Here is a 24,003-nt window from a genome sequence, read left to right as displayed (position 1 = left end):
AAGAGTATCCTGACTCATGCCGCTTCCCCACTTTAACCAATCGGGCGCGCTTCGGCTAAGACCCTCGCTTGGGTGGGGCTTGGCTCATCAGTCGATACATAGGTGACAATTTCCACCGGCAGTTTGAGGTATTCTTCGAGTATTTGTTTGAGTTCAGCGCAAGGCTGTGGCGGTATCGCTGTCTGGGAGATCAACAGTAGATCAACGCCGCCGCCTCGCTTTGAATCATCTAGCCTTGAACCAAACACATGAGTTTCCACCGAATCACCAATAAACTCGCTCACACCAGAAAGAATGATTGCGCGATGTGTTTGGGTAATACGCATGAAGTCAGCTCCTTAACTGTATGACAGCCCCGCCACCTGATAATCTTATCGCCGAGCCACTTTAGGTGCATTTTAGTTTACGCTACCGGCGGCTTCGGTTCACTCTAACGATGGGATCTCATGCTGACATCGCTGCTGGATAATGACTTCTATAAGATCACGATGCAGAACGCCGTGATCAAACGCTTTCCTTATGCCCATGCGCGCTACGCCTTTATCAATCGTGGCGAGCATGCTTTTCCTGACGGCTTCGGCGCCGAACTTCGCCGCGAAGTCGATAAGATGGCATCGCTGCGTTTGAGCGATGAGGAGAAGCGCTATCTCGAAATAACGTGCCCTTATCTCGACCCTACGTATCTCGATTTCCTTGCCGGGTTTCATTACAACCCCAGCGAGGTGATTGTAGAGCAGCAGGGGAGCGATCTTTCGGTGATCATTGAAGGGCCCTGGTATCGCACCATTCTCTGGGAAGTGCCGCTGATGGCGTTAATCAGCGAGCTGTGGTATCGGTTGCGTGGTGTGACGATCACCCCTGACGCTGATGCGATGATTGAACAGCGCGCCCAGGAGAAGATCGAACTCTACCGCCGTTTGGGTCTGAAAATCGCTGAGTTTGGCACCCGGCGGCGCTTCTCTTCTGACGTTCACGACCGGGTGGTTGGTGCACTTAGTCACCACGGCGGTGAGGCCTTCAGTGGCACCAGCAATGTGCTGATGGCCATGCACCACGGTGTTAAGCCGATCGGCACCCACGCTCACGAGTGGTTTATGTTCCACGGTGCTCGCTTCGGTTTCAAAATGGCCAATAGTCTGGCGCTGGAGCATTGGGTGGATGTGTATCGCGGTGATCTGGGGATCGCCTTAACTGATACCTTTACCTCTAAGGCCTTTTACGACAGCTTCGATAAGAAGTTCGCCAAACTGTTCGATGGCGTTCGCCACGATAGCGGCGACCCTATCGAGTTTGCTTCCCAGACCATCGAGCACTACGAACGCTTGGGCATCAACCCGCTAAGTAAGACGATTATCTTCTCCGACGCGCTAACACCGGAGAAGGTCGAGCGGATACATGCCTTCTGCAAAGGTCGCATCGGCATGGCGTTTGGTATCGGCACCAACTTCACTAACGATGTTGGTGTTGAGCCGATGAACATGGTGATCAAGATGGTCGAGGCGCGCCCGGAAGGGCAGGGCTGGCTGCCGGTGATCAAGCTTTCCGACGTGGCGGAAAAGAACACCGGCGACCCGGAGATGATCTCGCTGGCGAAGCGCATCTTGTCGCTGAATGGGAAGAATGCTTAGCCTCTAATCTGTTCGAAACATGGAAACCGCTTGTGGCTGATACCTCCAAACCACCCCATAATCCTCATGATCGGTTCTTTCGTAGCGCGATGGAAAACCACGCCGTCGCGCAGGGGTTCATGCAACATTATTTGCCCAAAAAAATCAGTGCTGCCTTGGATTTGGACAGTCTCAAGCTGGAGCATGATAGCCACCTCGATTCAGCCCTGCGAGAAACCGTCTCCGACTTGGTGTACCGTTGTCAATTGGCGGGGCAACCTGCGTATCTAGCTGTATTGGTCGAACATCAGTCAAGCCCCGACCCACACATGCCCGTGCGTATCGGGCACTATTTGTTTGGGATGCTGACCAAGCAGTTGAAGCAGCGCCCCAAGGAACCCCTGGCACCGGTTCATGCACTGGTGTTCTACCACGGCCGTCAAACACCCTACCCCTACTCGATGGATCTTGCTGACTGCTTCAAAGATCCGCTGGGGCTAATGGAGACGCTGTTCCAGGGGCCAATACCATTAGTAGATGTAAATCAGCTTGATGACGAAGCACTAAAACAACAGCAATGGATAGGCTTGGTTGCTCGAGTGCTAAAGCACATTCGCGAACCGCACATCGATCCTTACCTGATGGAATGGCTGCGTGACTGTGCGAGCTTTGATGAGCACAGTCGCCAGCAGTTGGATTTCATCGCTACCTTGCTAAACTATGTGGTAGGAACAGGCAACGTGATTGACCTTGATCAGTTGATTGAAGAGAGCCATCGCTTGCCCCAGCCTATAGGAGACACCTTTATGACCATTGCCACCCAGTTGGAAGCCCGAGGTGAAGCGCGAGGTGAAGCCAAAGGCAAAATCGAGGGTAAACTCGAAACCGCTCGGAACCTCCTGCAAGAGGGGGCTGACCCCCAGTTTGTAGCCAAGGTGACGGGGTTGCCTATTGATGATGTTAAGCGCCTTCAAAACCACGCTGAATAAGGTAGGCCCTAATTTTTCACTGATCGGTGCAGTGGCGCATAGAGCGCTTCGGCCAGCGTGGCGAAGTTGTGACCCAGAGCATCCTCGTTGAATAGCTTTTCAAAGCTCGGCCATTGGTGGGAGAGGTAGGCGCTTTGGGCGACTTCGCCGGTTTGAAAGCGTCCGCCTTCGTAGGCGGTTTCGGCGGCGGCGTAGGCATCGCTTTCCCTTGCGCTATCGGCTTCCAATTCCGGCGTGCCTTGTTTGGCCAGCCAGGCGAAAGCGGCTTGCGGAGCCAGCGGTAGCGGGGCCTGCATGCCATCGCACCAGGCGCTGAGTAGGGCATCTAGCTGGTAGCGGGCATTTTCGGTGTCTAAAGGCTCCAAGCGCACATGGCCTGCTTTTGAGAGTAGCTGGGTAGTCATCGGGTGTTTGGCATTGCCCGCTAAGTGGGCGACCCAAGGGCGTAGCAGGTGCTGCCAGCGATATTGACCGCGGCCACGCCCTTGGCTGATTAAACTACTGCTGAGCAGTAGCAGGCGGCAGCGGTTGCCCGCGTCATCCTGGCGAAGCTCTCCCAGCCAATCTTCCAGCGTTACCTGCCCCTCAGCGCTTTCAACAACATGCACCGCTTGGGGCGCCGCTACTACTTGTGGCCACTCTTGCAACGCTTCTTCGTAGGCGCCAAACAGGGCGTCCATTGGTTCTGCCAGTGCTTCGCGCATTCGCTCGCCAAAGGCACCCACGGCTAGCACGCCCTGGCCTTTAAAGCGTTCCAGTGCTGCGTGCAGGGCTTCCACTCGCGGCAGGCCGTTATCCACGGCGTGGCGCTGGGCGGCGATTAACTGATCCTGCAACTGCCAGTTCTGTAGCCCGTCCAAAGTGAAGGGCTCTACATCCAGTTGGGTAAGCTCTTCTTGCTCGAAGTAGACCCCCAGACGGGTGTTGAAAAACGCCTTGGCGGGTTCGCGTAGAAAGCTGCCTAGCTGGTTCAGGGTTAACGTGCTCTGCTGTTCGCTGTCTGGTTTAAGCGTTGCTGGTCTCTCGCCTGATTGGCTTTCGCTTCGCGGTGCGTGCAGGGCGTGCCACTCGTGAGCGTATGTGAACAGTCGCGCTTGAGCGGGGGAGTCGCTGGCCTGGGAAGAGAAGTAGCGGCGGCTAAACGGTTGCAGCGGGTGCTCGGTGGTTAACGCTTCCAGCAGCGGCTCGCCGTTTTGCGTGTGCCAGCCCGCTTCCAGGTGGTCGCGCAACTGACCGACCAGCACCGAGGGCGGCATGGGGTTGTTGTCGATCTGGCTGCGGCCCACCCAGCTAATATAAAGCTGCTGGCGGGCAGAGAGCAGCGCTTCCAGAAACAGGTAGCGGTCGTCTTCCCGCCGCGAGCGGTCGCCGGGGCGGTAGTCGCTGCCCATCAAGTCAAAGTCCAGCGGCGGCTGGGAACGGGGGTACTCGCCGTCGTTCATGCCCAATAAACACACCCGCTTAAACGGAATGGCGCGCATGGGCATGAGGGTGGCGAAGTTGACCGCGCCCGCCAGGAAGCGCTGGGAAAGACTATGTTCGTCGATTTGCCCTAGCCAGTGTTCACGTACCATGGAGAGCGGCAGCGGGTCAAAAAGCTCGGCCTCTTCGGTGCTGTCCAACAGCTGCTGTAGCGCGGTTTCCAGCTTGGTGAGCATGACGCTCTCTTGAGCGTCGTCGGTCAAGAAGTAGGTTTCCAGCAGTTCACGCAGCCGGGCCACCCAGCTGGCGGCGTCGGTGGGCTGGCAGAAGGTTTCCCAGGTGCTTTCCAGTTTTTCCAGCAGATTTGCCAGCGGGCCTGCCAAAGAGGCTTCCAGCCCGCCGATATCATCGAATGGCTCGATGCCTTGCCACGCCTCTGCACTTCCCACCGTATACCCCAGTAGCAACCGGCGCAGGCCAAAGGCCCAGGTGTTCTGAGTTAGCCCTTCGGGTAGATCCAGCCGGGTGCGCTGCTCGGCATTGAGCCCCCAGCGGATGCCTGCACCCTCGATCCAGCGGCTGAGGGTGGGCAGGTCGTGTTCATCGATGCCAAAGCGTGCGCGCAGCGCGGGGACTTCCAGCAAGTCGAGCAGGTCGCTCACTGAAAGGCGCAGCTCCGGTAGGCGCAGCAGTTTTTCCAACGCAATCATCATCGGTAGGCGGTGGCGGCTGGCCTGATCCGACAGAGTATAGGGAATGTAGCGCGGGTCGTCGGGTCTAGCGTTCGCGTTGTAGCTACCGAAGGCGGAGCGGTACTGGCCGAATACGGCTTCAATATGCGGCGCGTAGCGGTCGATATCCGGCACCATGACGATGATATCCCGCGGGCGCAGATCCGGGTCGGCGCTGAAGGCCGCCAGCAGCTGATCGTGAAGTATCTCCACTTCCCGCTGGGGGCCGTGGGCGATATGAAACACGATGGAGTCGTCGCTGGCCGGGTCTAGCGCGGGCCAGTGGGTTTGGGTCTCCGCTACCGGTCGCAGCTCGCGAATATCGTCCTGTAGCTGGCTGAGCAGGCAGTTGCGCTCTTCGCCGCTGAAGGGCTCGAACATGTCGATGCGCAGCGCCTGCTGCTCGAATAGGGTTTGGTAGTTGCCCGCGTCGTCGTGTTCGTCTAGCAGGCGCAGGTAGTCGCGCCCCTGTTTGCCCCAGGCGGCCAGCAGCTGTTGGGCGTGCAGGTGCAGGGCGTCGTCGGCATCACCGGTGCCCAGCACATCCAGGGCGTCGGGCATGCCGGCCTTGCGCCGCTGGCGGTAGCGGCTGGCGCGGAGCAGGTCTTTGTGCTCGATGATATCCGCCCAGTAGTACTGGCAGGGGTTGTGCACGCAGAGCACGATCTGGCAGCAGCGCGACAGCGCCGCCAGGGCTTCTAACGTCTGTTGCGGCAGCGATGAGATGCCGAAAATAATCAATCGCCGGGGCAGGCCGGGTGGGCACGCTTGGCCTTCAAGCTGAACGGCGGCTTCCAGAAAGCGGCTGTGCACCTGGGCGCGGCTGCTATTAAGGCCCGCCTCGCCTAGATTATTAGCCACATCGTCGCGCAGTGCGCGCCATAGCTCTGGCTGCCACAGCTGGTGTGCTTCCAGCGGGCGGGCTTCGCCCCGGGCAGTGATGAGTACATCGTTGCCCTTGGCCCAGGCGTCCAGCCAGTCGGCGCGATACACCTGGTACTGATCGAACAGATCCGCCAGCCGCTCGGCCAATTGGTAGTGCTTGCGCTGGTCGCGATCCACTTCTAAAAAGCGTGCCAGCGGCGCAAAAGCTTCCTGCTCGGCAAGGCTGGGCAGCAGGCGCAATAAGCGCCATATCAACCGCGATTTATCAAACGGCGAGGTTTCGGGCACTGCGTGCTCGTCGTGCGTTAAGTGAGTCAGCACCGTGCGATAGGCCTGCCATAGAAAACGCGCAGGCAGCGTGACGTTCAATGCTGCTGCTATGCCTGCACCGCCTTGGGCCGGATCCTCCGCTAGCGCCAGTTTTAGCCACTGCCCAATGCCGTTGCTCTGCACCAGAATGGTCTCGTTCTCCAGCGGCGAGAGCGGATGTCGGCGCATCCACTCCACCGCCAAACCGCGCAAATCTTCCAGGCGATTGGCATGTACCACCATAAAGCCTGGCGTTAACGGCGTTTGCGAGAGCAGCGAGTTTGCAGACATGCACGATGTTCCTTAGTTAATCATTCCTTTACGGCAGGGGCGGGATGACTAGGATATGTTGACGTTTGGGAATGAGGCACCGGCAAGATCAGCCGAACTCACTGGTCAGAGGTGTTGCTAAAAGCAAGGAATGGGCGATAAGCGCTCTAGCTGCCCGCTTCTGGCCGCGATAGCGGTTTAATAGATAGGCGCAACCCCAAGGAGTTGGCTACTTTGCTAATGGTCGCAAAAGCCGGGTTTCCTTCCCCCGATAGGGCTTTGTAAAGCCCTTCACGGCTCATGCCTACGTCTTTGGCGAGTTGGCTCATGTTGCGAGCACGGGCGATATCACCAAGTGCGGCGGCAAGAAGAGCAGGATCATTTTCTTCCATTACTGCATCAAGATAGGCCGCAATATCCTCCTCAGTTTGAAGATAATCAGCAGTATCGTAGTGACTGAAAGTGACATTAGGAACGGTCATGGTGTTACTCCTTCCATTGCGCGGCAATGGCTTTGGCTAGTTCGATATCGTGGGATTGGGTGGCTTTATCACCACCGCACAGCAGAACCACGATTACTGGCCCCTTGGTAATATAATAGACGCGGTAGCCTGGCCCATAAGGAATTCGCAGTTCAGAAACGCCTTTACCGACCGGCTTCACATCTCCAGGGTTGCCCAGACTCAAACGTCGGATGCGGGCTTCAACCTTGGCGCGGGCACGGATATCGCGAAGCTCGCGTAGCCATCTATCGAAGACATCGGTTTTAATCAACTCGATCATGGTGATAACTATAGTTGGCAGTTCTGAGAGTGTCAACTTTGGTTGACGTCTGATCAAAAGCAAAGAAACGATGGGGGGAACGCTATGGTGTCAGAAGTTAATCATCTTGCGGGATGCGATATATATCGCCAAGCTATGCGGATACCGTGAACAACGCTAAGAGAGATTTCTAATGTCTGATTCATCGCAAAACTCCCGTCGTCACTCTTCCCAAGTGGTCGATGGCCCAGGCAAAGCCGCTAGCCGCGCCATGCTGCGCGCCGTGGGCTTTACGGATGCCGATTTCAAGAAGCCTCAGGTGGGTATTGCCTCTACCTGGAGCATGGTGACGCCCTGCAATAGTCATATTAACGAGCTGGCTGAGTTTGCCCGTGACGGTGCCGATGCAGGCGGTGGTAAAGGTGTTATTTTCAATACCATCACCATTTCCGATGGTATTGCCAACGGCACCGAAGGGATGAAGTATTCACTGGTGTCGCGGGAGGTGATCGCCGACTCCATCGAAACCGTCGCCGGTTGTGAAGGCTTTGATGGCTTAGTCGCCATTGGCGGTTGTGATAAAAACATGCCGGGCTGTCTGATGGGCCTGGCGCGTTTGAATCGCCCCAGCGTGTTCGTCTATGGCGGCACCATTATGCCCGGCAAGGGGCATACCGATATCGTTTCGGTCTTCGAGGCGATGGGTGCGCACTCCCGTGGTGATATCGACCTGATTGAGCTTAAGAACATCGAAGAAACGGCGATCCCTGGCCCTGGCTCCTGTGGCGGCATGTACACCGCCAACACCATGGCGTCGGCGATTGAAGCCTTGGGCATGAGCCTGCCGGGTAGCTCGGCGCAAAATGCCATCTCCCAAGAGAAGCGTGACGACTGCAAAGCGGCGGGCGAGGCGGTGCTGGCGCTGCTGGCGGACGATATCAAACCCTCCGATATTATGACCCGCGAGGCGTTCGAGAACGCGATAACTGTCGTCATTGCTTTGGGTGGCTCTACCAATGCGGTGCTGCACCTTATTGCCATGGCGCGCACCATCGGCGTTGAACTGTCACTGTCCGATTTCACTGAAATAGGTAAGCGCGTACCGGTGCTTGCCGACCTGCGCCCCAGCGGCCACTACATGATGAGTGAGCTGGTGGCGATTGGCGGTATTCAGCCGCTGATGAGAATGCTATTGGATGCGGGCTTGCTCAACGGCAACTGCTTGACCGTCACCGGCAAAACGTTGGAAGAGAACCTTGCTGAGGTTGAGCCTTACCCTGCTGAACCGCCGATTATTGCATCGCTGGGTAATCCGATTAAAACGGAAAGCCATCTGCGCATGCTCTACGGCAACTTGGCACCGGAAGGCGCGGTAGCGAAGATTACCGGGAAGGAGGGCACTCGCTTCTCTGGTTCAGCGCGGGTATTTGGCTCGGAAGAAGAGGCCCAGGCGCGTATTAACGATGGCACCGTCGTTGCCGGCGATGTGGTGGTGATTCGCTATGAAGGGCCGAAAGGTGGCCCCGGCATGCGTGAAATGCTCACACCGACCTCGGCGATTATGGGCCGTGGTTTGGGTAACGATGTGGCGCTAATTACCGATGGGCGCTTCTCCGGTGGCAGCCACGGTTTTGTGGTCGGCCATGTGTCACCAGAAGCTTTTGACGGCGGCCCGTTGGCGCTGGTGAAAGATGGCGATACCATCACCATCGATGCTGAAGCGGATACCATCGACGTTGATCTCTCCGATGAAGAGCTGATGCGCCGTCGCGCCGCCTGGCAGCAGCCAGAACCCCGCTATACACGCGGTGTGCTGGCTAAGTATGCGCGTTTGGTTAGCTCGGCCAGCACCGGCGCGGTGACCGACCAGGAGTAATCCGTGTTGTCGTTATGAGCGTATCCTCATGAGCGCGCTGTCATAAAGAATTAAAGCGCAAGGCTTAGTATAAAAGCCTTGCGCTTTTTTATTGGGATAACAGGTGGCCGAAATGGTGGAGCAATCGCAGGCAAGCGAGCGCATAGGTGAGGTGTTTTGGATATTTTTAGCACTCGGCTTAACTTCTTTTGGCGGCCCGGTAGCGCACCTGGGGTATTTTCGCACGGCCTTTGTGGAACGGCGCCAGTGGCTCTCTGAGCAGGCCTATGCTGATCTAGTGGCGCTGTGTCAGTTCTTACCGGGGCCCGCCAGCAGCCAGGTGGGCTTTGCTCTTGGCCTATTGCGCGCGGGGCCTTGGGGGGCTGCCATGGCGTGGCTGGCGTTTACACTGCCCTCGGCGATTATCCTGGTGCTGTTTGCGTTTGGCGCGGCGGTGCTGGATGGCCCTATTGGCAGTGGCATTATCCATGGCTTAAAAGTGGTGGCGGTGGCGATTGTTGCCCACGCGGTGTGGGGCATGGCGCGTAATCTCTGCCCGGATAAAACCCGCACGGGAATCGCGCTTGCGGCGGTATTTACGGTGGTGCTGGTCAGTGGCCCACTGGGTCAGGTGTCGGCGATTGTGTTGGGGGGCTTAGCCGGGCTAACACTGTGTCGCGATAGCGCTGCCGCTACGGCAAGTGAGTCGCTGCATTTTCCGGTGACGCGTAAGGCAGGCATGGTGGCGCTGGGGGTATTCGCAGGGCTGTTGATTCTGCTGCCGTTATTGGCGGGGATGGCGGTTTGGCTGGATATCGCCGATGCGTTTTACCGTTCAGGCGCATTAGTGTTTGGTGGCGGGCACGTAGTGCTTCCGCTGTTGGAAGCGGAAGTGGTGCAGTCGGGTTGGCTTACGTCGGATGAGTTTTTGGCTGGTTACGGTGCCGCCCAGGCGGTACCGGGGCCGCTGTTTACGTTTGCGGCTTACTTAGGCGCGCTGCTGCCCGGTATCAATGGTTTAGTCGGTGCTTTGCTGGCGCTGCTGGCAATCTTTATCCCCGGCTTTTTGCTGTTAGTGGGCGTGCTGCCGTTTTGGAATCAATTTCGTCAGTGGGGCAGTGCCCAGGCGCTAATGCGCGGTGCCAATGCGGCGGTGGTAGGCATTTTAGGCGCAGCGCTTTATCAGCCGGTGTGGACGAGTGCGATCATTGGTGCAGAGGAGTTTGCCCTGGCGTTAACCGGTTTCTTGCTATTAACCGTATGGAAGCTGCCCGCTTGGGTAGTGGTGGTTGTTGTAGCGTTTGGGGGTATTGCGATTGCGCCATGAGCCGTCATTACGAACGAAGTGAAGTAATCTCGGGATTGGGGTAGGCGTGAAAAAAAGCTTTCTTGGCAGACCGCCGGGAGGCGGCCTGCGTGGAGTGGAGAAGTGGGAACAGCAGAAAAAGTGTCTGCTATGGCGCCTCCAGCTCTAAGGTGCGACGCAGGGCGTGAAGTTCATCCACTCCCAGATGCTCAAGCCTTCCGGCGAGCAGGTCGCTGATTTTCTGAACGGGAAGCCCTGCCCGGCGGGCAATTTCTCGGCTTCCTAAGTCTGATACGGCGATCAGACGCGTGATAATACGCATTAATCGCGTACGTTTTTCAAGTTCCCTGACGTCGAGGTCAGGGCTGCTTCGCGGAGGATCAAGCTGTTCCGCAGTGGCAGTTGCGCGTGCCGTGCTCATGTGGCTCCATCAGTCTGAAATGACAAACACACAATGCCGCCAACCGGTGCGCATTTCAATGCCTATTTTGATGAAAATTTCGCGACCTCGGCAACGCCCGCAAACGGGCTAGCTCTGGTAGACTATTCGCCTTCCTATTTTGATGTGTGCCTGACTCGGCGCACGCTGTTTTTTAATTTAGTTTCGCTTTTTATAGGCCGTTGGGCCGAGGAGTTTTGCATGTCGTCGAACAGCGCACCCAAGGTGGGCGTGATCATGGGATCCAAGTCCGACTGGCCAGTCATGGAGCACGCTGTTTCCATGCTGGAGCGTTTGGGCGTGGCTTATGAAACTCGCGTGGTGTCAGCACACCGTACACCTGACCTGCTGTTTGACTATGCCAAGAGCGCTGCCGAGCGCGGTTTGCAGGTAATTGTGGCAGGCGCGGGCGGTGCTGCTCACTTGCCAGGTATGGTGGCCTCGCAAACGCCACTCCCGGTACTGGGTGTGCCGGTGGAGTCGAAAGCGCTAAAAGGTTTGGATTCGCTGCTCTCCATTGCCCAGATGCCCGGCGGCATCGCAGTGGGCACCTTGGCGATTGGTAAAGCGGGCGCGACCAACGCAGGGTTGTTAGCAGCGCAGATCGTTGGCCTGCAAGATGCGACCGTACGCAGCGCGGTTGAAGCGTTTCGCGCCGAGCAGACTCAGAAAGTTCTCGACAACCCTGACCCGCGCCCCGAGCCGGAAGCGGAATAAGGAGTCTGGCTATGAACTCTGGTATTGCAAAAAACATTGGCGTACTGGGTGCAGGTCAATTAGGCCGCATGTTGGCGCTAGCGGGTTATCCGCTGGGTAATCGTTTCACTTTTTTAGATACTACGGGTAATCCCAGTGCTGGAATTGGCGATGTAATTGTCGATCCTAATAACCAGCACCTGGCTGAGTTTTTGGCCAAGGTTGATGTAGTGACCTACGAGTTCGAACACCTGCCCGTTCAACTGTTGCGCGAAATTGAGCAGCACAAGCCGGTTTATCCCAGCAGTCGTGCCATTGAAGTGTGCCAGAACCGGGTCGAAGAGAAGACACTGTTTGATCGTCTAGGCATTCCGACCCCTGCTTACCGGGTAGTGCAGAGCGCCGAGCAGCTTGAAGCCGCCGCCCGTGAGTTGGGTTGCCCGGTGGTGGCTAAATCGGTCACTGAAGGCTACGACGGCAAGGGGCAGGCGGTATTGAAGCAGCCCGAGCAGGCTGGCGAGGCGTGGAGTGCTATTGGCCACTCTCAGTTAGTTGTTGAAGCATTTGTCGATTTCGTGCGGGAAGTCTCGATGATTGCCGTGCGCGGTCGTGATGGTGAGGTGGTGTTCTACCCCATGGCCGAGAACCAGCATGTGGATGGCATCCTGCGCTACTCCGTGGCGCCGCTGCCTGATCTGGATGCCAGCGTGCAGCAAACCGCTGATGGCTATATTCGTGCGCTGCTGGATGAACTGGATTACGTGGGCGTGCTAGCGCTAGAGCTGTTTCAAACCCGCGATGGCAGCCTGCTCGCTAACGAAATGGCGCCTCGCGTGCATAACTCCGGTCACTGGACGATGGACGGCGCAGTGACCAGCCAGTTTGAAAACCACCTGCGCGCGATACAGGGCTTGCCCTTAGGTGATACCCAGGCGATTGCGCCCACCTGCATGATTAACGTGGTTGGTCGTGAAGGCGACAACGCAGCGATTCTAGCGCTTGCCAATACGCACCTGCATCGCTACGACAAAGCAGAGCGCCCTGGTCGTAAGCTTGCCCACGTCAATATTCTTGCGCCTAACCATGCCGAGCTGCTGGAAAAAGTTGACGTCTGCAGTGCCTTACTGCCCGAGGCACCGCCGGCTGCGTTGAGCTTCGCCATTAAACAGTAGTTTCTAAAGCCGTCTGCCTAGCCCAGACGGCTTTTTTACGCATGTTGACCAACCACACAACTTATAGCGCTAAAAATACTTAAATACGCTAAAAAGGAACGACAACAAAAATCAGCCATTAGGCAGACCTTTGGAACGCCGTCTGGGCTTAAGCCAATTGACCAATTAGCAGCACCCATAAAGCGATTAATGCAAAGTGGCCGGGGTACCACGCTAGCCATAAGCGCCGCGGCATCACTAAGTAGACAGGGGGGATTCGTTGCGCTGCGCCTGCAGCAAGTACCAGCACGATGAGGCACGTACCTACGGTAAACGATTTGGCCATGTCAGAGGCATTCATCTGCCCGGCAATCCAAAGTGCCGGAAACGCCGCCAAGCCTGCCCATAGGCGCGCTTGAAAATGGTTTTCAGCTTGGCTCAAAGCGTGCATCGCGAACATTAATAGCGGAATCAGCAGCAGCCCGTTGTGCCCGTACTCCACCCAAAAACCGAGCAAGTACCACACGGTCACACCTACCGCTGCACCGGCTAACAACCAGGGCAAACCTAACGTTTGCTGCTGGTAGTGCTGCCAGCCTTGGCGCACTAGCGCACCTAAGGTTAAACCACTGGCCAGGGTAAAGCAGACGTTGAGGATAAATGCGTCTGATGAGCGTGGCATCATCATGTAGGGGAGTTGGGCAACCAAGCCGATAATTAGAATTCGGCGCGAGTAGCGCAGTGGGTTGCGGGTATTAAACAGCCCGTGCCAGGCCACCATGGCGGCAAACAGCGGGAAGGCGATACGGCCAATGGAAGACCCGGCCCAGCTTAGATCCCAATCGCCGGGCAGCACATAGCGAGTGAGGTGATCCACGGTCATGGTGATCAGCGCCAGCCACTGCCCCCAGCCGGTCCAGTGAGAAGAGAGGCGAGGTAGCGTGCCTGCATGTGGGCTAGTCGGGTGAGCCATAAAACCTCCGTGTTGAACATGCTCGATGATACACAGACAGAGGTAGCTTTACCTAGTTCACTGAATTTTCAGCGTTAGGTAGAAACGCATCACCCCGGCGGTTGCCGGGGTGATGGACACTAAGGCTTGCTGTGATGCTTACTCTTGCCCACCGAAATAACGGTTGTAGATCTCGTCGTAAGTGCCGTCTTCTTTCACTTCAGCCAGGGCTTCGTTGAACTGCTCAGCGAGTGCTTCGTCGCGTTGACGGAACGCGATACCAAAGCCATCACCAAAATACTCTTTAGGTTCGGTGAGCATCTCGCCGACAACAACGTAGTTGCCTTCTTCGCTATCCAGTAACGTGGACTTACCGACTGGGTAGTCGAGGAACAAGATGTCCAAACGCTCGGACTCCATGTCCAGCACCATGTCATCGGCGGTAGAATAGCGGTTGATGTCGGCGACATCGCCATACATGTCGGTGACGTAATTGTCCTGCAGAGTGCCGCGCTGAACGCCGATGGTCATGCCGGCGAGCGACTCTTCATTGGTTGCATCAAGGTCGGTGCCTTCAGGAGCAAACCAGGCGGACGGTGGGGTGATGTAGGGGTCAGAGAACAGCACTTGCTCGCGACGGTCATCATTGATCGTCATGGAGGACATAATAGCGTCGTATTTACGTGCCATGAGACCCGGGATAATGCCGTCCCAGCCCTGTACAACCCATTCACATTCAACGCCGATACGCTCGCAGAGGGCGTTGCCCAGGTCGATATCAAAGCCGGTCAGCTCGCCATCCGGCGTGCGATATTCCATCGGCTCGTAAGGCACATCAACCCCGATACGTAGTTGGTCTTCTTGCGCCTGGGCGGCGCTTGCTGCAACGGCTAAGCCTAGCAGTGAGACAGACAGCAGTTTTTTCATTATGTATCTCCTTGGAAGCAGAGTTCATCTAAGCAACCACCGCCTAATGATGGCGTTGCCTATATGGCGTTGACCACGTTAGTCACAGGTTGCGTTGTGATGATCATTGATAACTTATCCTAACTCGGCGTTGACGAAAAGCGCTTGATGATTCGTAAACCAACGTTTGTTTCACACTAGGAGTTCTGTGGCTGTAGATGTGCGAGCAGCTTTTTTTCTAGATAACGAAAGAGATACAGGATGGTGAAGGTTAAACACAGGTATATCGCTGCCACAAACAAGAATGCGTCAAAAGGTGCATAAAAACGCGCATATACAAAGCGCGCCGCGCCGGTCAGGTCCATAATCGTCACTACGCTGGCAATAGCGCTGGCATGTAGCATGAAAATGACTTCGTTGCCGTAGGCCGGCAGTGCGCGACGAAAAGCGCTGGGGATAATAATGCGCCGCATGGTCTGCTGAGGTGACATGCCATAGGCACGAGCCGCTTCAATTTCACCTTTCGAGGTAGACTTAATCGCGCCGCGAAAAATCTCGGTCGTATAGGCGGCGGTGTTGAGGGTAAATGCAATGAGTGCGGGAACGAACGGTTCTTCAAGTATCACCCATAGCCAACTTTCTTGGATTCCGTCCACGAACACCACGCCGTAATAAATCAGGTAGAGTTGGATGAGTAGCGGTGTGCCACGAAAAACATAGGTGTAAGCAAAAATAGGCCACTTAATCCAGGCGTGTTTTGAACCACGCCCAATGGCAAGGGGTACCGCAGCGATTAAGCCAATGACCAGCGATAAAAAGACCAGTTGCACCGTGGTGGTCAACCCATCGCCATAGTAGGAAAGCGTTTGCAGCGTGAAAATACTGTTCTCGGCAAGCTGATTTTCGAGCCATGTCATGAAAGCGGTCATTAGTCTGCCTCCCCATAGCCAATGTTGTAGCGTTTTTGCAGACGAGCAAAGATCCATTCCGAAACGCTGGCGATGAGCAGATAGATAAGCGCGACAATAATCATGAAAGTGAAAGGTTCGCGCGTCGCTTTAGAGGCTTCTGAGGCGACACGCACCATATCAGAAAGCCCGATTACCGAGACCAGTGCGGTGGTTTTGAGCAATACCATCCAGTTGTTGGAAAGGCCAGGCAGTGCATGGCGCATCATCTGCGGAAAACGGACGCGACGAAAAACCAGCCCATCGCTCATGCCATAGGCTTTACCTGCTTCGATTTGCCCATTATCGACCGCCATAAAAGCGCCGCGAAAGGTTTCCCCCATATAGGCCCCGAAGATTAGCCCAATGGTGACAACGCCCGCGACGAAGGCATTAATATTGATAAAAATATCGATATCGAACGAGTAGTAAATCCAGTCGGTGATCATGTTGACGCCAATTTGGCCGCCGAAAAAAAACAGCATCATCAACACGAGGTCGGGCACACCGCGAATAAGTGTGGTGTAAAGCGTGGCAAGACGATGAGCTAACCAGTTGCGCGACATCTTCGCGCTGGCGGTCAGGAGCCCTAAAATAATCGCTAAAATCAGCGACAACACCGCTAATTGGATGGTGACGCCAGCCCCTTCGATCAGCCGGGGGCCATACCCTTGTAAATCAATCATGGTCAGCCTCGCGGATCAGTAATTAGGTGCCAGGAATTGCTGCAGGCGCGGTGATTGCGGGTTGCCTAACACTTGATCGGGCGGGCCAGCCTCTTCCACCAGGCCCTGGTGAAGGTAAATCACTTGGCTAGAGACATCACGGGCAAACCCCATCTCGTGAGTCACCACGACCATGGTGCGCCCCTCTTCAGCGAGGTCGTGCATGACTTTCAATACGTCACCGACCAATTCCGGGTCAAGGGCGGAGGTGGGTTCGTCAAACAGCATCACTTCTGGATCCATCGCCAGTGCGCGGGCAATAGCGCCGCGCTGCTGTTGGCCGCCGGACATCTGTGCTGGGTAGGCGTTGGCGCGGGCCGTTAAGCCAACCCGATCGAGCAGTGCATGGGCGTGCTCCAAGGCTTCTTTTTTGGGTTTTTTCAGCACATGAATCGGCGCTTCGATGATGTTTTCGAGCAGCGTCATGTGGGCCCACAGGTTAAAGCTCTGGAACACCATGGAGAGCTTGGCGCGCATTTGTACCACCTGCTTCCAATCTTCAGGTTCGCGGCCGTGCTTCGTGGTCTTAAAGCGAATGGGTTCGCCATGGACAATGAGGTCGCCATCGTCGGGCTGTTCAAGCAAGTTCATGCAGCGCAAAAAAGTACTTTTACCCGATCCAGAGGCACCAATCAGGGTAATCACATCGCCCTTTTGGGCTTGTAATGAAAGACCTTTCAGAACTTCCGTATCGCCAAAGCGTTTTTTAATATTACGCACTTCAAGGGGAGTAGGCGTAGCGGCCATATCATTGGCTCCAGTACAGAGTTGCCGCAGCAACAAGTGGGTTTGTTTGATGCGGCTGGCGCGAAAAAGGGGCGATTCTATCAGGCTGGGCGCATTATGCGCGCTTTCCTTCTAACATTATGCACTCGACGATAGTCGTATCGACGTCGAGGGTCCTGTTGTCGCCTCACCATTGTTATTGTCTTGGCTAAAGTAGATCCTGCTTGGGGGGTTAAACGATAGGCGCCACCAACAGCGCGGCACGGGCGCCCACCTCTACTTGTGCGTTAGGAAACACCACATGAAGGGGCGTATCGCCTACCCGAAACTCACCCGACTTACCGTCTTGGGCCAGCAGAGTGCCGGGCTCAAAGCGGCTGAAGTTGGCTGTGTCCTCGGCAAAACAGAGTGTAAAGTCCTCCGAGTGACGCATTAATTCGTGTTGAACCTGGAAAAACTGCATTTGCGTGGCGGGCTGATTGGGTGGCGTATGTCCTTCACTAAGCGCGGTGAGTAGTGTACGCATCGGTTGTAATGATGCCATATCGTTGTGGCCAAAAGGCGCTACCCGCCCTAGCTCAAAGGTAAATGCCTGAGCGGCGTGATAGTGCTTGCTGTAGTGGGAGAATGTCCAGCTGTGCTGATGTTGGTGCAGCACCGCCTGCATACCCGCCGCCGCCAGCCAGCCCCACTGCTCAGCATCGGTGGAGGATTCGGCAAAAGGCTCCACTACAAAACGGGGGTAGCGGCTATCCCGAATTGCGGTATGTAGGTCGTAGTGCAGTTTGGGGCGCCCGGCATGGCGGGCATAAAAACTATCCACCGCGGCCATTAATTGCCTGGCGCGATCTGGCTCCTCGCCCTTGGCGGCTAGTTCGCGGCTAAACAGCCGGTTTAAATTGGTGGTAAGGAAACGCTGCTGCGCCTTAAGCGCGGGCAGGTTGCCTAAAATCACCAGCACAGGAGCGCCGAGCGATATGCTGCCCGCTTCTACGCCGCTTAACCATTCACCCACCAGTTCAACCGGTGCGGTTTCATTGCCATGGATCGCCGCTGAAAAAATGCACGTGTGGGCGCTTTGGCTTACCGTGTTAGGGGTGAGCTCCAAAATACCAGGCGCATGCAAATGATAAGTGCCGCTGGCGAAGACGCCTTGGCTGGCGGTGGGGAGTTGCCCATCAAGCGACCAGTCGAGCCATTGGCCTAGCATTGTCGCTCCTCAGTTAACTGTTTTGAGTATCGTTGTCAGTATAAAAGCGAGCCTAGGTTTACCACGCTGGGCGTATGCCACAAGCCCGCAGGTCGTTCGCGTGTAAAACCCTAGCGTATTCGTGAAAAAGCGTCTTCATGAAACACGCGGAAGCTGAAAAGTGGCTTTATTTAATCGCTAACAGCAAAAAACGCCCATGGGGTGCATGAGCGTTTTTCAATTTGTTCATCACGTTACGCTGAACGCTGGCGCTGCATTTCTTCCTGGTACTCGCTAGCAAGCGATGTCTTTTGTTTATCTTGCAGGCCACGGCCCGCCAGCTGGAAAACCTCTTGCTCTTCTTCATCCAGGTGGTGAGTGACTAAATCCTGGAGCTGTTTGGCGTGGGTCAACCAGTGGGTTGCACTGTAGTCAGTTTCATCAAGCAGTTCTAAAAGCTCATCAATTTCATGATGTTCGGCAACGCTATGGCGGGCTTTTTCCTGAGTCAGGTCGATTGACATCATTGGGATATAGAGCGCCCGCTCTTCGGCAGCGGCGTGATAATGCAGCTCTGCCCGTACCTGCTGATACAGTTTATCTCGCTCATCGCTGTCTCCATGTGTTTCAACTAAGCGGGCGAGCAGGTCGCGCTGAATATCGTGATCCTTGCGCAGGGCTTCAAAAATCGTCATTCCAGACTCCTTGGATACGTTTGATGTAGGCAAGTCAAAAGCTAGTGGTGGTTGGCGTAAAGTGCAAGATGGCGTTCGTCGATGAAATCGACGCCCACGGACGAAAACATTCGCTTTTTTCTATGCTTGAGTGCGCTATGTTGTGTTTACTACTTATTAGGCGACGCCCACTTTAGGCGACGCTCACTGCACTACTCATAACTGCACTATTCATAAGTGAAGGAGATAGTAATGACAAAGGTACTGGTACTTTATTATTCCATGTATGGCCATATTGATACGCTGGCTCAGGCCGTGGCAGAAGGCGCAAAGGGTGTGAGCGGTGTTGAGGTGGCGGTGAAACGCGTTCCTGAAACCATGCCTGAAGAGGCGTTCAAGAATGCAGGCGGTAAGCAGGATTACGACACGCCGGAAGCGACGCCTCAAGAGCTTGCCGATTACGATGCGATCATTTTCGGTACGCCCACCCGCTTTGGGAATATGGCCGGTCAAATGCGTACCTTTCTGGATCAGACCGGTGGCCTGTGGGCGAACGGTGCTCTGCGTGGCAAAGTCGCTAGCGTGTTCACTTCTACCGGTACTGGCGGCGGTGATGAGATGACCATCACCTCTACTTGGACCACGCTGGCCCACCACGGCATGATCATCGTGCCGATTGGTTACGGTCTCGAAGAGCAATTTGATATTTCCAAAGTCAGCGGCGGTACGCCTTACGGCGCCGCAACCATTGCTGGTGGTGATGGCTCACGCCAACCTGACGAGCGTGAGCTGAAAATCGCCCGTTTCCAGGGCGAGTTGGTCGCGAAAACGGCGGCTAAACTGGCCAGTTAATTAGTTCACTAGCCAAGACATATACGAGTCAGCCATGTAAAAGCCTCGCTGGATATATCCGGCGAGGCTTTTTTGGGCTGGGATATTGGCTGGGATTATAGTCTTACTACGCTCCACGTGCCGCCGTGTAAATTGTGTAGACGGATTGGCTGGCCGTCATAAATAGTCGATTGCGGCTCTTGCCCGCAAAACACACGTTCGAGCAGACTTCAGGTAGCAATACTCGGCCCAGCAAGGTGCCTTCCGGTGAGAAAACCACTACTCCGTCGATACCTTCACCACCATTGGCACTTGACCAGATATTGCCATCCACGTCGCAGGTCATGCCGTCGAAAATCGTGTCTTCGCTGGTCACGATAACTTGCCGGTTACTGACACTGCGACCATCTTCACCCAGCGACCAGCGAATAATTCGCGCGGGTTCGTCGAAATGGGTGGGGGCACTGTCACTGGCGTAGAACCCTTCGCCATCCGGCGTTAATACAATACCGTTTGGCTTATAAATATCGTCGGTCAGCATGATGGGCTCATCCAGGCTGTCATCGACGTAATAGATGGCCGTTTCTAGCTCCAGGTCTCGTTTTTTGCCCTCGTAGTCGAAGTGAGCACCATAGCCTGGATCAGTGAAGATCACTCCACCCGAGGGCAGTGCCACCACGTCATTAGGGGCATTGAGCGGTTTGCCCTGATAGCGCTCTGCGAGCACCGTTGTGCTGCCGTCCCACTCGTAGCGTAAAACGCGTGAGGGATAGTGCTCGCAAGCAATTAGCCGCCCCTGATGATCGAAGGTATTACCGTTAGAGTGGCCGACATTGTCTCTCAATACGCTGACTTGACCAGTGGATTCGTCCCAGCGCATCTGCTTGGCACGAGGTATGTCGCTGAAAACAACATAACGACCTACGGCGTTCCATGCTGGCCCCTCTGTCCACAGACCTCCACTCCAGTGGCGTTCTAGAGGACTGTTAAAAATCATGTAATCACTAAAGCGGGAATCTTCGACTTTCCAGGCATCGATTGGGTATCGTTCCGGGGTGGAACCTTGTGAGCTCTGCAAAGCAAAAAGCTGGGGCGATGTGCCAACAGCGGCCAGGGCGGCCGATGCCGAAAGGAACTGACGGCGTCCAAGTTTCATAGCATTGTCCTGATGGTTGTTTGTTGATGTTGTTATGAGCGAAGTGAAACTGATGTTTCTTCCACCCTCAGGACAAATGTAGAACATAAGCGATTAAAAAACATACATTGGCTGCCCGGTTGGATTCAACCAGACAGCCAATCTTTATGCCATATGTGTGTCAGTGCGAAATAGCGTTGGCAATCGCCTTGCCTAGGCTTGCAGTGGTGCCTTCTCCACCCACATCGCGGGTAAGTACGGTGGCATCCCCTTCGCTCAATACTTCCTCAATGGCCGTGACTATTGCGTCACCGGCTTCTTTGTAACCGAGGTGCTCCAGCATCATGGCGCCTGACCAAATTTGACCGATAGGGTTGGCAATACCCTTACCGGCGATATCCGGCGCGCTGCCGTGTACTGGCTCGAACAAGCTCGGAAAGTTGCCTTCTGGGTTGATGTTGGCTGAAGGGGCAATGCCTATCGTGCCGGTGCAGGCGGGGCCGAGATCAGAAAGAATATCGCCAAACAGATTGCTGCCCACGACGACATCAAACCAATCCGGGTGGAGAACGAAGTTGGCGGTAAGAATATCGATATGAAATTTATCCACCGCGATTTCAGGGTAGCCCTTCGCCATTTCGACCACACGTTCATCCCAATACGGCATAGTGATTGAGATGCCGTTGGACTTGGTCGCGGAGGTGAGCTTTTTACGCGGGCGAGTTTGGGCCAGTTCAAAGGCGTATTTCAATACGCGGTCTACGCCGGTGCGGGTCATGACCGTGTCTTGAATGACCACTTCACGGTCGGTGCCTTCAAACATTTTGCCACCAACGCTTGAGTACTCGCCTTCAGTGTTCTCACGCACCACGTAAAAGTCGATATCCCCGGGTTTACGGCCTGCTAGCGGGCTTTTAATGCCGGGCATGAGCTTGCAGGGGCGCAGGTTGATGTACTGATCAAAGCGGCGCCGGAATTGCAGCAGTGAGCCCCACAGGGAAATATGGTCGGGTACTTTGTCGGGCCAGCCCACAGCGCCATAAAACAGCGCATCAAAACCTTTTAACTGCTCAAACCAATCATCCGGCAGCATTTTGCCGTGTTCCAGGTAATAGTCGCAGCTGCCAAACTCAAAGGTGGTGAACTCAAGATCAAGATTAAAGCGCTTGGCGGTCGCTTCAAGGGCGCGGATGCCTTCAGGCATGACTTCGGTGCCGATGCCGTCACCGGCGATAATGGCAATACGGTGGGTCATAGTGGTTCCTTACCTTGTTAGTTACTTTTTATGCTTGTGAGTCGTGAGTCGTGAGTCGTGAATAGTAAATAGAGTGTAGCGGCTATTTTGATGGAGATAATCAGGCTACCATTCAAGTTATTGTTGCGTGAAAGTGCAGAATGACTGAGGAGCGATATGGCGCACCTGGATGATTTGGCGTTTTTTCAGCACTTGGCGCGGGCGGGAAGCCTGACGGCGACTGCTCGCGAGCTGGGGCTATCGCTCTCGGCTGTAAGCAAGCGGCTAAAACAGTTGGAGGCGCGCCTGGGAGTAGAGCTCGCGGCTCGCACCACGCGGCGATTGACGCTAACCGCAGAGGGTGAGCGCTATTTGGCCCGTGGCGCGCTGATTTTAGATGAGTTGGATGAGCTGGAAAATTCACTGGGTGAGGGAGTCGATCAGGCGCTTAGCGGACGTTTGCGGGTAAACGCCACTTTTGGCTTTGGGCGCCGCCATATTGCGCCACTGCTGTCCCGCTTTTGTGCCGATCACCCCGAGGTGGAAGGGTGGTTGGAGTTAACCAATTTTCCGCTCAATCTGAGCGATCACGGCTTTGATATTGGTATTCGCGTGGGCGAGCCACCGGAGTCCCGCTTGGTCGCTCGGCGTATTCTGGCCAATCGGCGGGTGCTCTGTGCGTCGCCTGCCTACATTGCCCAGGCGCCGTCTTTGCAAGTACCGGCAGATTTACAGCAGCACGCTTGTTTGGTGATTCGCGAGAACGACAGTGATTTCCCCCTCTGGCGCTTTGAACAAGTCGCTCAGCCTGCCAAAGGACTGCCTGGGCAGACACAGTCGATAAAGGTCAGCGGTCGATTAGCCAGCAACGATGGAGAGGTCATTACCCGCCTGGCCTTGGACGGCCACGGTGTCATGCTGCGCTCCTGGTGGGACGTTAACGAGCACCTTGCCAGTGGCGCATTGGTAGCGCTGTTGCCAGGCTGGCAGGGGGTGCGGGCAGATTTTTATGCGGTGTTTGAACAACGTCGCCATGTGCCCGCCCGGCTGCGCGCTTTTATTGACTATGTTCAGCGAGAGATAGCGGGGCGGGTACCAATATTGCCTGAAGGGAGCTAATCAGAAGCTGCTTATCGGCTAGGACAAGCCTCGCTTTGGTTAACATCAATCAGCTCTTCAGTAGGGAACTCCAGCTCGGCTGCTCGCTGACGCAGGCGTCCTTCTGTCGCGCTATCCATTTCCGCTGTACGTGAAAGTATCCACAAGTAGTCGCGGTTAGGGCCTGCCACTAACGCCCACTGGTACTCCTCATCCAGCTCAAGGACGTTATAGCCGCCGTAAAAGGGGCCAAAGAAGCTTACCTTTAAGCGCCCAACGCTTTCATCGTCAATAAAGTAGGCGCGGCCTTCAGCCTCATCCCACTCTTGCTCTTCAAGGTTGTAACCACGGTTGATTACTCGAACACCGCCATCATCGCGCAGGCTGTAAGTAGCGGTCACGCAATCAAGACCGCGTTCAAAGGAGTGATCCAGGCGGGCAATTTCGAACCACTGGCCCAGGTAGCGGTCTAGCTCAAAGTCTGTTACTGGCTGCGTGCCATCCGGAATGCCAGTGCAGCCGGTGAGTAGGGTCATACTAACGATGCTGCTTCCTAGCAGGGTTTTCATTAACGCGCTCCTTGGCGATGATTCGAGGGTGATCGACTATGGTTAGTGCTATCTGTTGCTATTTTGCCATACAGCAGGAGAAGGCGGTGATGGAGTGTTTTCGTTTACATAACAAATAAAGGAGTGTGTATGTGGTGCCAACAAGAGATTCATTTGCCCGAAATGGCGCGCGGCTTTCATTTGATTACGGATGATGTGGCCCGCGCACTGCCTTGTTTAAGTGACTGCCAGGCTGGCATGCTGCATTTACAGCTGATGCACACTTCTGCCTCGTTAACGCTCAATGAGAACACTGATCCGGATGTGCGCCACGATTTAGATGCTTTTCTGCGTCGACTGGTGCCCGAAGATTTACCCTATTTCCACCACACTCTGGAAGGGCCTGATGATATGCCCGCCCATGTAGCCGCCAGCCTGCTGGGTACACAGCTTACGCTAGCGGTGCGCGATGGACGCCTGGCTTTAGGTACTTGGCAGGGCATATGGCTGGGAGAACACCGCAATCAGGCTGGGCCACGTCGATTACTGGCCACCCTAAACGGGTGTGAAGCGCGCTAGCTTGGCGCGCCACCTCGACTCAGCGTTGCTGTATAGT

General features: G+C 55.5%; 24 protein-coding genes. 9 read left to right on the top strand and 15 right to left on the bottom strand.

What is annotated here, in order from left to right:
* Positions 1 to 32: 32 nt before the first annotated feature.
* Positions 33 to 326, bottom strand: coding sequence for a nucleotidyltransferase domain-containing protein (locus tag RO22_RS09235; RefSeq protein ID WP_041158177.1), 294 nt, complete (start codon positions 324 to 326; stop codon positions 33 to 35).
* 120 nt (positions 327 to 446) lie between these two features.
* Here RO22_RS09235 and pncB point away from each other — a divergent pair, with 120 nt between their 5' ends.
* Both pncB and RO22_RS09225 read left to right on the top strand, forming a co-directional pair.
* Entirely contained in the window at positions 447 to 1,628 is a 1,182-nt protein-coding gene (gene pncB, locus RO22_RS09230) for a nicotinate phosphoribosyltransferase (RefSeq protein WP_041158176.1), read from the top strand.
* A gap of 32 nt (positions 1,629 to 1,660) precedes the next feature.
* The gene (locus RO22_RS09225; RefSeq protein ID WP_041158175.1) at positions 1,661 to 2,596 is read left to right on the top strand and encodes an Rpn family recombination-promoting nuclease/putative transposase; all 936 of its coding nucleotides are present in this window, start codon (positions 1,661 to 1,663) and stop codon (positions 2,594 to 2,596) included.
* An 8-nt stretch (positions 2,597 to 2,604) separates the two neighbouring features.
* Here the strand turns inward: RO22_RS09225 and recC are convergent, their stop codons facing one another.
* The 3 genes from recC to RO22_RS09210 form a co-directional block, all read right to left on the bottom strand.
* The gene (gene recC / locus RO22_RS09220) at positions 2,605 to 6,234 is read right to left on the bottom strand and encodes an exodeoxyribonuclease V subunit gamma (RefSeq protein WP_041158174.1); all 3,630 of its coding nucleotides are present in this window, start codon (positions 6,232 to 6,234) and stop codon (positions 2,605 to 2,607) included.
* A gap of 146 nt (positions 6,235 to 6,380) precedes the next feature.
* Positions 6,381 to 6,695, bottom strand: a complete 315-nt coding sequence (locus RO22_RS09215; protein ID WP_022522689.1) for an addiction module antidote protein — start codon at positions 6,693 to 6,695, stop codon at positions 6,381 to 6,383.
* Positions 6,696 to 6,699: 4 nt separating this feature from the next.
* Positions 6,700 to 6,996: a type II toxin-antitoxin system RelE/ParE family toxin gene (locus tag RO22_RS09210; RefSeq protein ID WP_022522690.1), complete on the bottom strand. Its 297-nt coding sequence runs from the start codon at positions 6,994 to 6,996 to the stop codon at positions 6,700 to 6,702.
* Between the two features lie 172 nt (positions 6,997 to 7,168).
* On the opposite strand from RO22_RS09210, the gene ilvD reads away from it, so the two are divergent.
* Together ilvD and chrA are read left to right on the top strand one after the other, a co-directional pair.
* Positions 7,169 to 8,851, top strand: a complete 1,683-nt coding sequence (gene ilvD / locus RO22_RS09205) for a dihydroxy-acid dehydratase (RefSeq protein WP_009287633.1) — start codon at positions 7,169 to 7,171, stop codon at positions 8,849 to 8,851.
* Between the two features lie 112 nt (positions 8,852 to 8,963).
* Positions 8,964 to 10,157 carry a chromate efflux transporter gene (gene chrA / locus RO22_RS09200; RefSeq protein ID WP_200890240.1) on the top strand — a complete coding sequence of 398 codons (1,194 nt, stop codon included), beginning with the start codon at positions 8,964 to 8,966 and terminating at the stop codon, positions 10,155 to 10,157.
* Positions 10,158 to 10,284: 127 nt separating this feature from the next.
* Here chrA and RO22_RS09195 read toward each other — a convergent pair whose 3' ends face one another.
* Positions 10,285 to 10,557: an XRE family transcriptional regulator gene (locus RO22_RS09195; RefSeq protein ID WP_008958942.1), complete on the bottom strand. Its 273-nt coding sequence runs from the start codon at positions 10,555 to 10,557 to the stop codon at positions 10,285 to 10,287.
* 219 nt (positions 10,558 to 10,776) lie between these two features.
* Between RO22_RS09195 and purE the strand changes: the two genes are divergently transcribed.
* Complete coding sequence (gene purE / locus RO22_RS09190) at positions 10,777 to 11,292, top strand: 5-(carboxyamino)imidazole ribonucleotide mutase (RefSeq protein ID WP_022522693.1); 516 nt, start codon at positions 10,777 to 10,779, stop codon at positions 11,290 to 11,292.
* 11 nt (positions 11,293 to 11,303) lie between these two features.
* Entirely contained in the window at positions 11,304 to 12,443 is a 1,140-nt protein-coding gene (locus RO22_RS09185) for a 5-(carboxyamino)imidazole ribonucleotide synthase (RefSeq protein WP_041158172.1), read from the top strand.
* A gap of 148 nt (positions 12,444 to 12,591) precedes the next feature.
* On the opposite strand, the gene RO22_RS09180 is transcribed toward RO22_RS09185, so the two are convergent.
* The 7 genes from RO22_RS09180 to RO22_RS09150 form a co-directional block, all read right to left on the bottom strand.
* Entirely contained in the window at positions 12,592 to 13,395 is an 804-nt protein-coding gene (locus RO22_RS09180) for a TraX family protein (protein WP_041158171.1), read from the bottom strand.
* 138 nt (positions 13,396 to 13,533) lie between these two features.
* Positions 13,534 to 14,301, bottom strand: a complete 768-nt coding sequence (locus tag RO22_RS09175; RefSeq protein ID WP_009287639.1) for a transporter substrate-binding domain-containing protein — start codon at positions 14,299 to 14,301, stop codon at positions 13,534 to 13,536.
* 176 nt (positions 14,302 to 14,477) lie between these two features.
* Entirely contained in the window at positions 14,478 to 15,209 is a 732-nt protein-coding gene (locus tag RO22_RS09170) for an ABC transporter permease (protein ID WP_022522697.1), read from the bottom strand.
* Positions 15,209 to 15,913, bottom strand: a complete 705-nt coding sequence (locus RO22_RS09165; RefSeq protein WP_027960125.1) for an ABC transporter permease — start codon at positions 15,911 to 15,913, stop codon at positions 15,209 to 15,211. Before RO22_RS09165 ends, RO22_RS09170 begins: the two co-directional genes overlap by 1 nt.
* A 15-nt stretch (positions 15,914 to 15,928) precedes the next feature.
* Positions 15,929 to 16,699, bottom strand: a complete 771-nt coding sequence (locus tag RO22_RS09160) for an ABC transporter ATP-binding protein (RefSeq protein ID WP_022522698.1) — start codon at positions 16,697 to 16,699, stop codon at positions 15,929 to 15,931.
* A gap of 211 nt (positions 16,700 to 16,910) precedes the next feature.
* Positions 16,911 to 17,888, bottom strand: coding sequence for a succinylglutamate desuccinylase (locus tag RO22_RS09155; protein ID WP_022522699.1), 978 nt, complete (start codon positions 17,886 to 17,888; stop codon positions 16,911 to 16,913).
* 233 nt (positions 17,889 to 18,121) lie between these two features.
* Entirely contained in the window at positions 18,122 to 18,562 is a 441-nt protein-coding gene (locus RO22_RS09150; RefSeq protein ID WP_022522700.1) for a hemerythrin domain-containing protein, read from the bottom strand.
* A gap of 231 nt (positions 18,563 to 18,793) precedes the next feature.
* Between RO22_RS09150 and wrbA the strand changes: the two genes are divergently transcribed.
* Positions 18,794 to 19,393 (top strand): NAD(P)H:quinone oxidoreductase, encoded by a 600-nt coding sequence (wrbA, locus tag RO22_RS09145; protein WP_041158170.1) that lies wholly within the window; start codon positions 18,794 to 18,796, stop codon positions 19,391 to 19,393.
* 106 nt (positions 19,394 to 19,499) lie between these two features.
* Here the strand turns inward: wrbA and RO22_RS09140 are convergent, their stop codons facing one another.
* Together RO22_RS09140 and RO22_RS09135 are read right to left on the bottom strand one after the other, a co-directional pair.
* Positions 19,500 to 20,528: an SMP-30/gluconolactonase/LRE family protein gene (locus RO22_RS09140; protein WP_041158169.1), complete on the bottom strand. Its 1,029-nt coding sequence runs from the start codon at positions 20,526 to 20,528 to the stop codon at positions 19,500 to 19,502.
* A gap of 160 nt (positions 20,529 to 20,688) precedes the next feature.
* On the bottom strand, positions 20,689 to 21,762 hold the full coding sequence (locus RO22_RS09135; protein WP_009287642.1) for a tartrate dehydrogenase: 1,074 nt from the start codon (positions 21,760 to 21,762) through the stop codon (positions 20,689 to 20,691).
* 156 nt (positions 21,763 to 21,918) lie between these two features.
* Between RO22_RS09135 and RO22_RS09130 the strand changes: the two genes are divergently transcribed.
* On the top strand, positions 21,919 to 22,860 hold the full coding sequence (locus RO22_RS09130) for a LysR family transcriptional regulator (protein ID WP_041158168.1): 942 nt from the start codon (positions 21,919 to 21,921) through the stop codon (positions 22,858 to 22,860).
* Positions 22,861 to 22,871: 11 nt separating this feature from the next.
* On the opposite strand, the gene RO22_RS09125 is transcribed toward RO22_RS09130, so the two are convergent.
* A complete protein-coding gene (locus tag RO22_RS09125; protein WP_022522704.1) occupies positions 22,872 to 23,408 on the bottom strand; it encodes a lipocalin family protein in 537 nt (178 codons plus the stop codon).
* 129 nt (positions 23,409 to 23,537) lie between these two features.
* On the opposite strand from RO22_RS09125, the gene RO22_RS09120 reads away from it, so the two are divergent.
* The gene (locus RO22_RS09120; RefSeq protein ID WP_039859676.1) at positions 23,538 to 23,966 is read left to right on the top strand and encodes a secondary thiamine-phosphate synthase enzyme YjbQ; all 429 of its coding nucleotides are present in this window, start codon (positions 23,538 to 23,540) and stop codon (positions 23,964 to 23,966) included.
* Positions 23,967 to 24,003: the final 37 nt, after the last annotated feature.

The organism is Halomonas sp. KHS3 (genome assembly GCF_000830495.1).
Classification (GTDB): domain Bacteria; phylum Pseudomonadota; class Gammaproteobacteria; order Pseudomonadales; family Halomonadaceae; genus Vreelandella; species Vreelandella titanicae.
Note: the sequence above shows the minus strand (reverse complement) of the source record. Positions and strands in the feature narration are given on the sequence as shown.

Coding starts and splice junctions, on each gene's coding strand:
- RO22_RS09215 (WP_022522689.1), bottom strand. CDS start 6,695: ATGACCGTTCCTAATGTCACTTTCAGTCACTACGATACTGCTGATTAT.
- RO22_RS09175 (WP_009287639.1), bottom strand. CDS start 14,301: ATGAAAAAACTGCTGTCTGTCTCACTGCTAGGCTTAGCCGTTGCAGCA.
- RO22_RS09135 (WP_009287642.1), bottom strand. CDS start 21,762: ATGACCCACCGTATTGCCATTATCGCCGGTGACGGCATCGGCACCGAA.
- RO22_RS09180 (WP_041158171.1), bottom strand. CDS start 13,395: ATGGCTCACCCGACTAGCCCACATGCAGGCACGCTACCTCGCCTCTCT.
- RO22_RS09210 (WP_022522690.1), bottom strand. CDS start 6,996: ATGATCGAGTTGATTAAAACCGATGTCTTCGATAGATGGCTACGCGAG.
- RO22_RS09150 (WP_022522700.1), bottom strand. CDS start 18,562: ATGACGATTTTTGAAGCCCTGCGCAAGGATCACGATATTCAGCGCGAC.
- recC (WP_041158174.1), bottom strand. CDS start 6,234: ATGTCTGCAAACTCGCTGCTCTCGCAAACGCCGTTAACGCCAGGCTTT.
- RO22_RS09235 (WP_041158177.1), bottom strand. CDS start 326: ATGCGTATTACCCAAACACATCGCGCAATCATTCTTTCTGGTGTGAGC.
- RO22_RS09165 (WP_027960125.1), bottom strand. CDS start 15,913: ATGATTGATTTACAAGGGTATGGCCCCCGGCTGATCGAAGGGGCTGGC.
- RO22_RS09195 (WP_008958942.1), bottom strand. CDS start 10,557: ATGAGCACGGCACGCGCAACTGCCACTGCGGAACAGCTTGATCCTCCG.
- RO22_RS09125 (WP_022522704.1), bottom strand. CDS start 23,408: ATGAAAACCCTGCTAGGAAGCAGCATCGTTAGTATGACCCTACTCACC.
- ilvD (WP_009287633.1), top strand. CDS start 7,169: ATGTCTGATTCATCGCAAAACTCCCGTCGTCACTCTTCCCAAGTGGTC.
- chrA (WP_200890240.1), top strand. CDS start 8,964: ATGGTGGAGCAATCGCAGGCAAGCGAGCGCATAGGTGAGGTGTTTTGG.
- RO22_RS09155 (WP_022522699.1), bottom strand. CDS start 17,888: ATGCTAGGCCAATGGCTCGACTGGTCGCTTGATGGGCAACTCCCCACC.
- RO22_RS09120 (WP_039859676.1), top strand. CDS start 23,538: ATGTGGTGCCAACAAGAGATTCATTTGCCCGAAATGGCGCGCGGCTTT.
- RO22_RS09170 (WP_022522697.1), bottom strand. CDS start 15,209: ATGACCGCTTTCATGACATGGCTCGAAAATCAGCTTGCCGAGAACAGT.
- purE (WP_022522693.1), top strand. CDS start 10,777: ATGTCGTCGAACAGCGCACCCAAGGTGGGCGTGATCATGGGATCCAAG.
- wrbA (WP_041158170.1), top strand. CDS start 18,794: ATGACAAAGGTACTGGTACTTTATTATTCCATGTATGGCCATATTGAT.
- RO22_RS09130 (WP_041158168.1), top strand. CDS start 21,919: ATGGCGCACCTGGATGATTTGGCGTTTTTTCAGCACTTGGCGCGGGCG.
- RO22_RS09185 (WP_041158172.1), top strand. CDS start 11,304: ATGAACTCTGGTATTGCAAAAAACATTGGCGTACTGGGTGCAGGTCAA.
- RO22_RS09140 (WP_041158169.1), bottom strand. CDS start 20,528: ATGAAACTTGGACGCCGTCAGTTCCTTTCGGCATCGGCCGCCCTGGCC.
- RO22_RS09160 (WP_022522698.1), bottom strand. CDS start 16,699: ATGGCCGCTACGCCTACTCCCCTTGAAGTGCGTAATATTAAAAAACGC.
- pncB (WP_041158176.1), top strand. CDS start 447: ATGCTGACATCGCTGCTGGATAATGACTTCTATAAGATCACGATGCAG.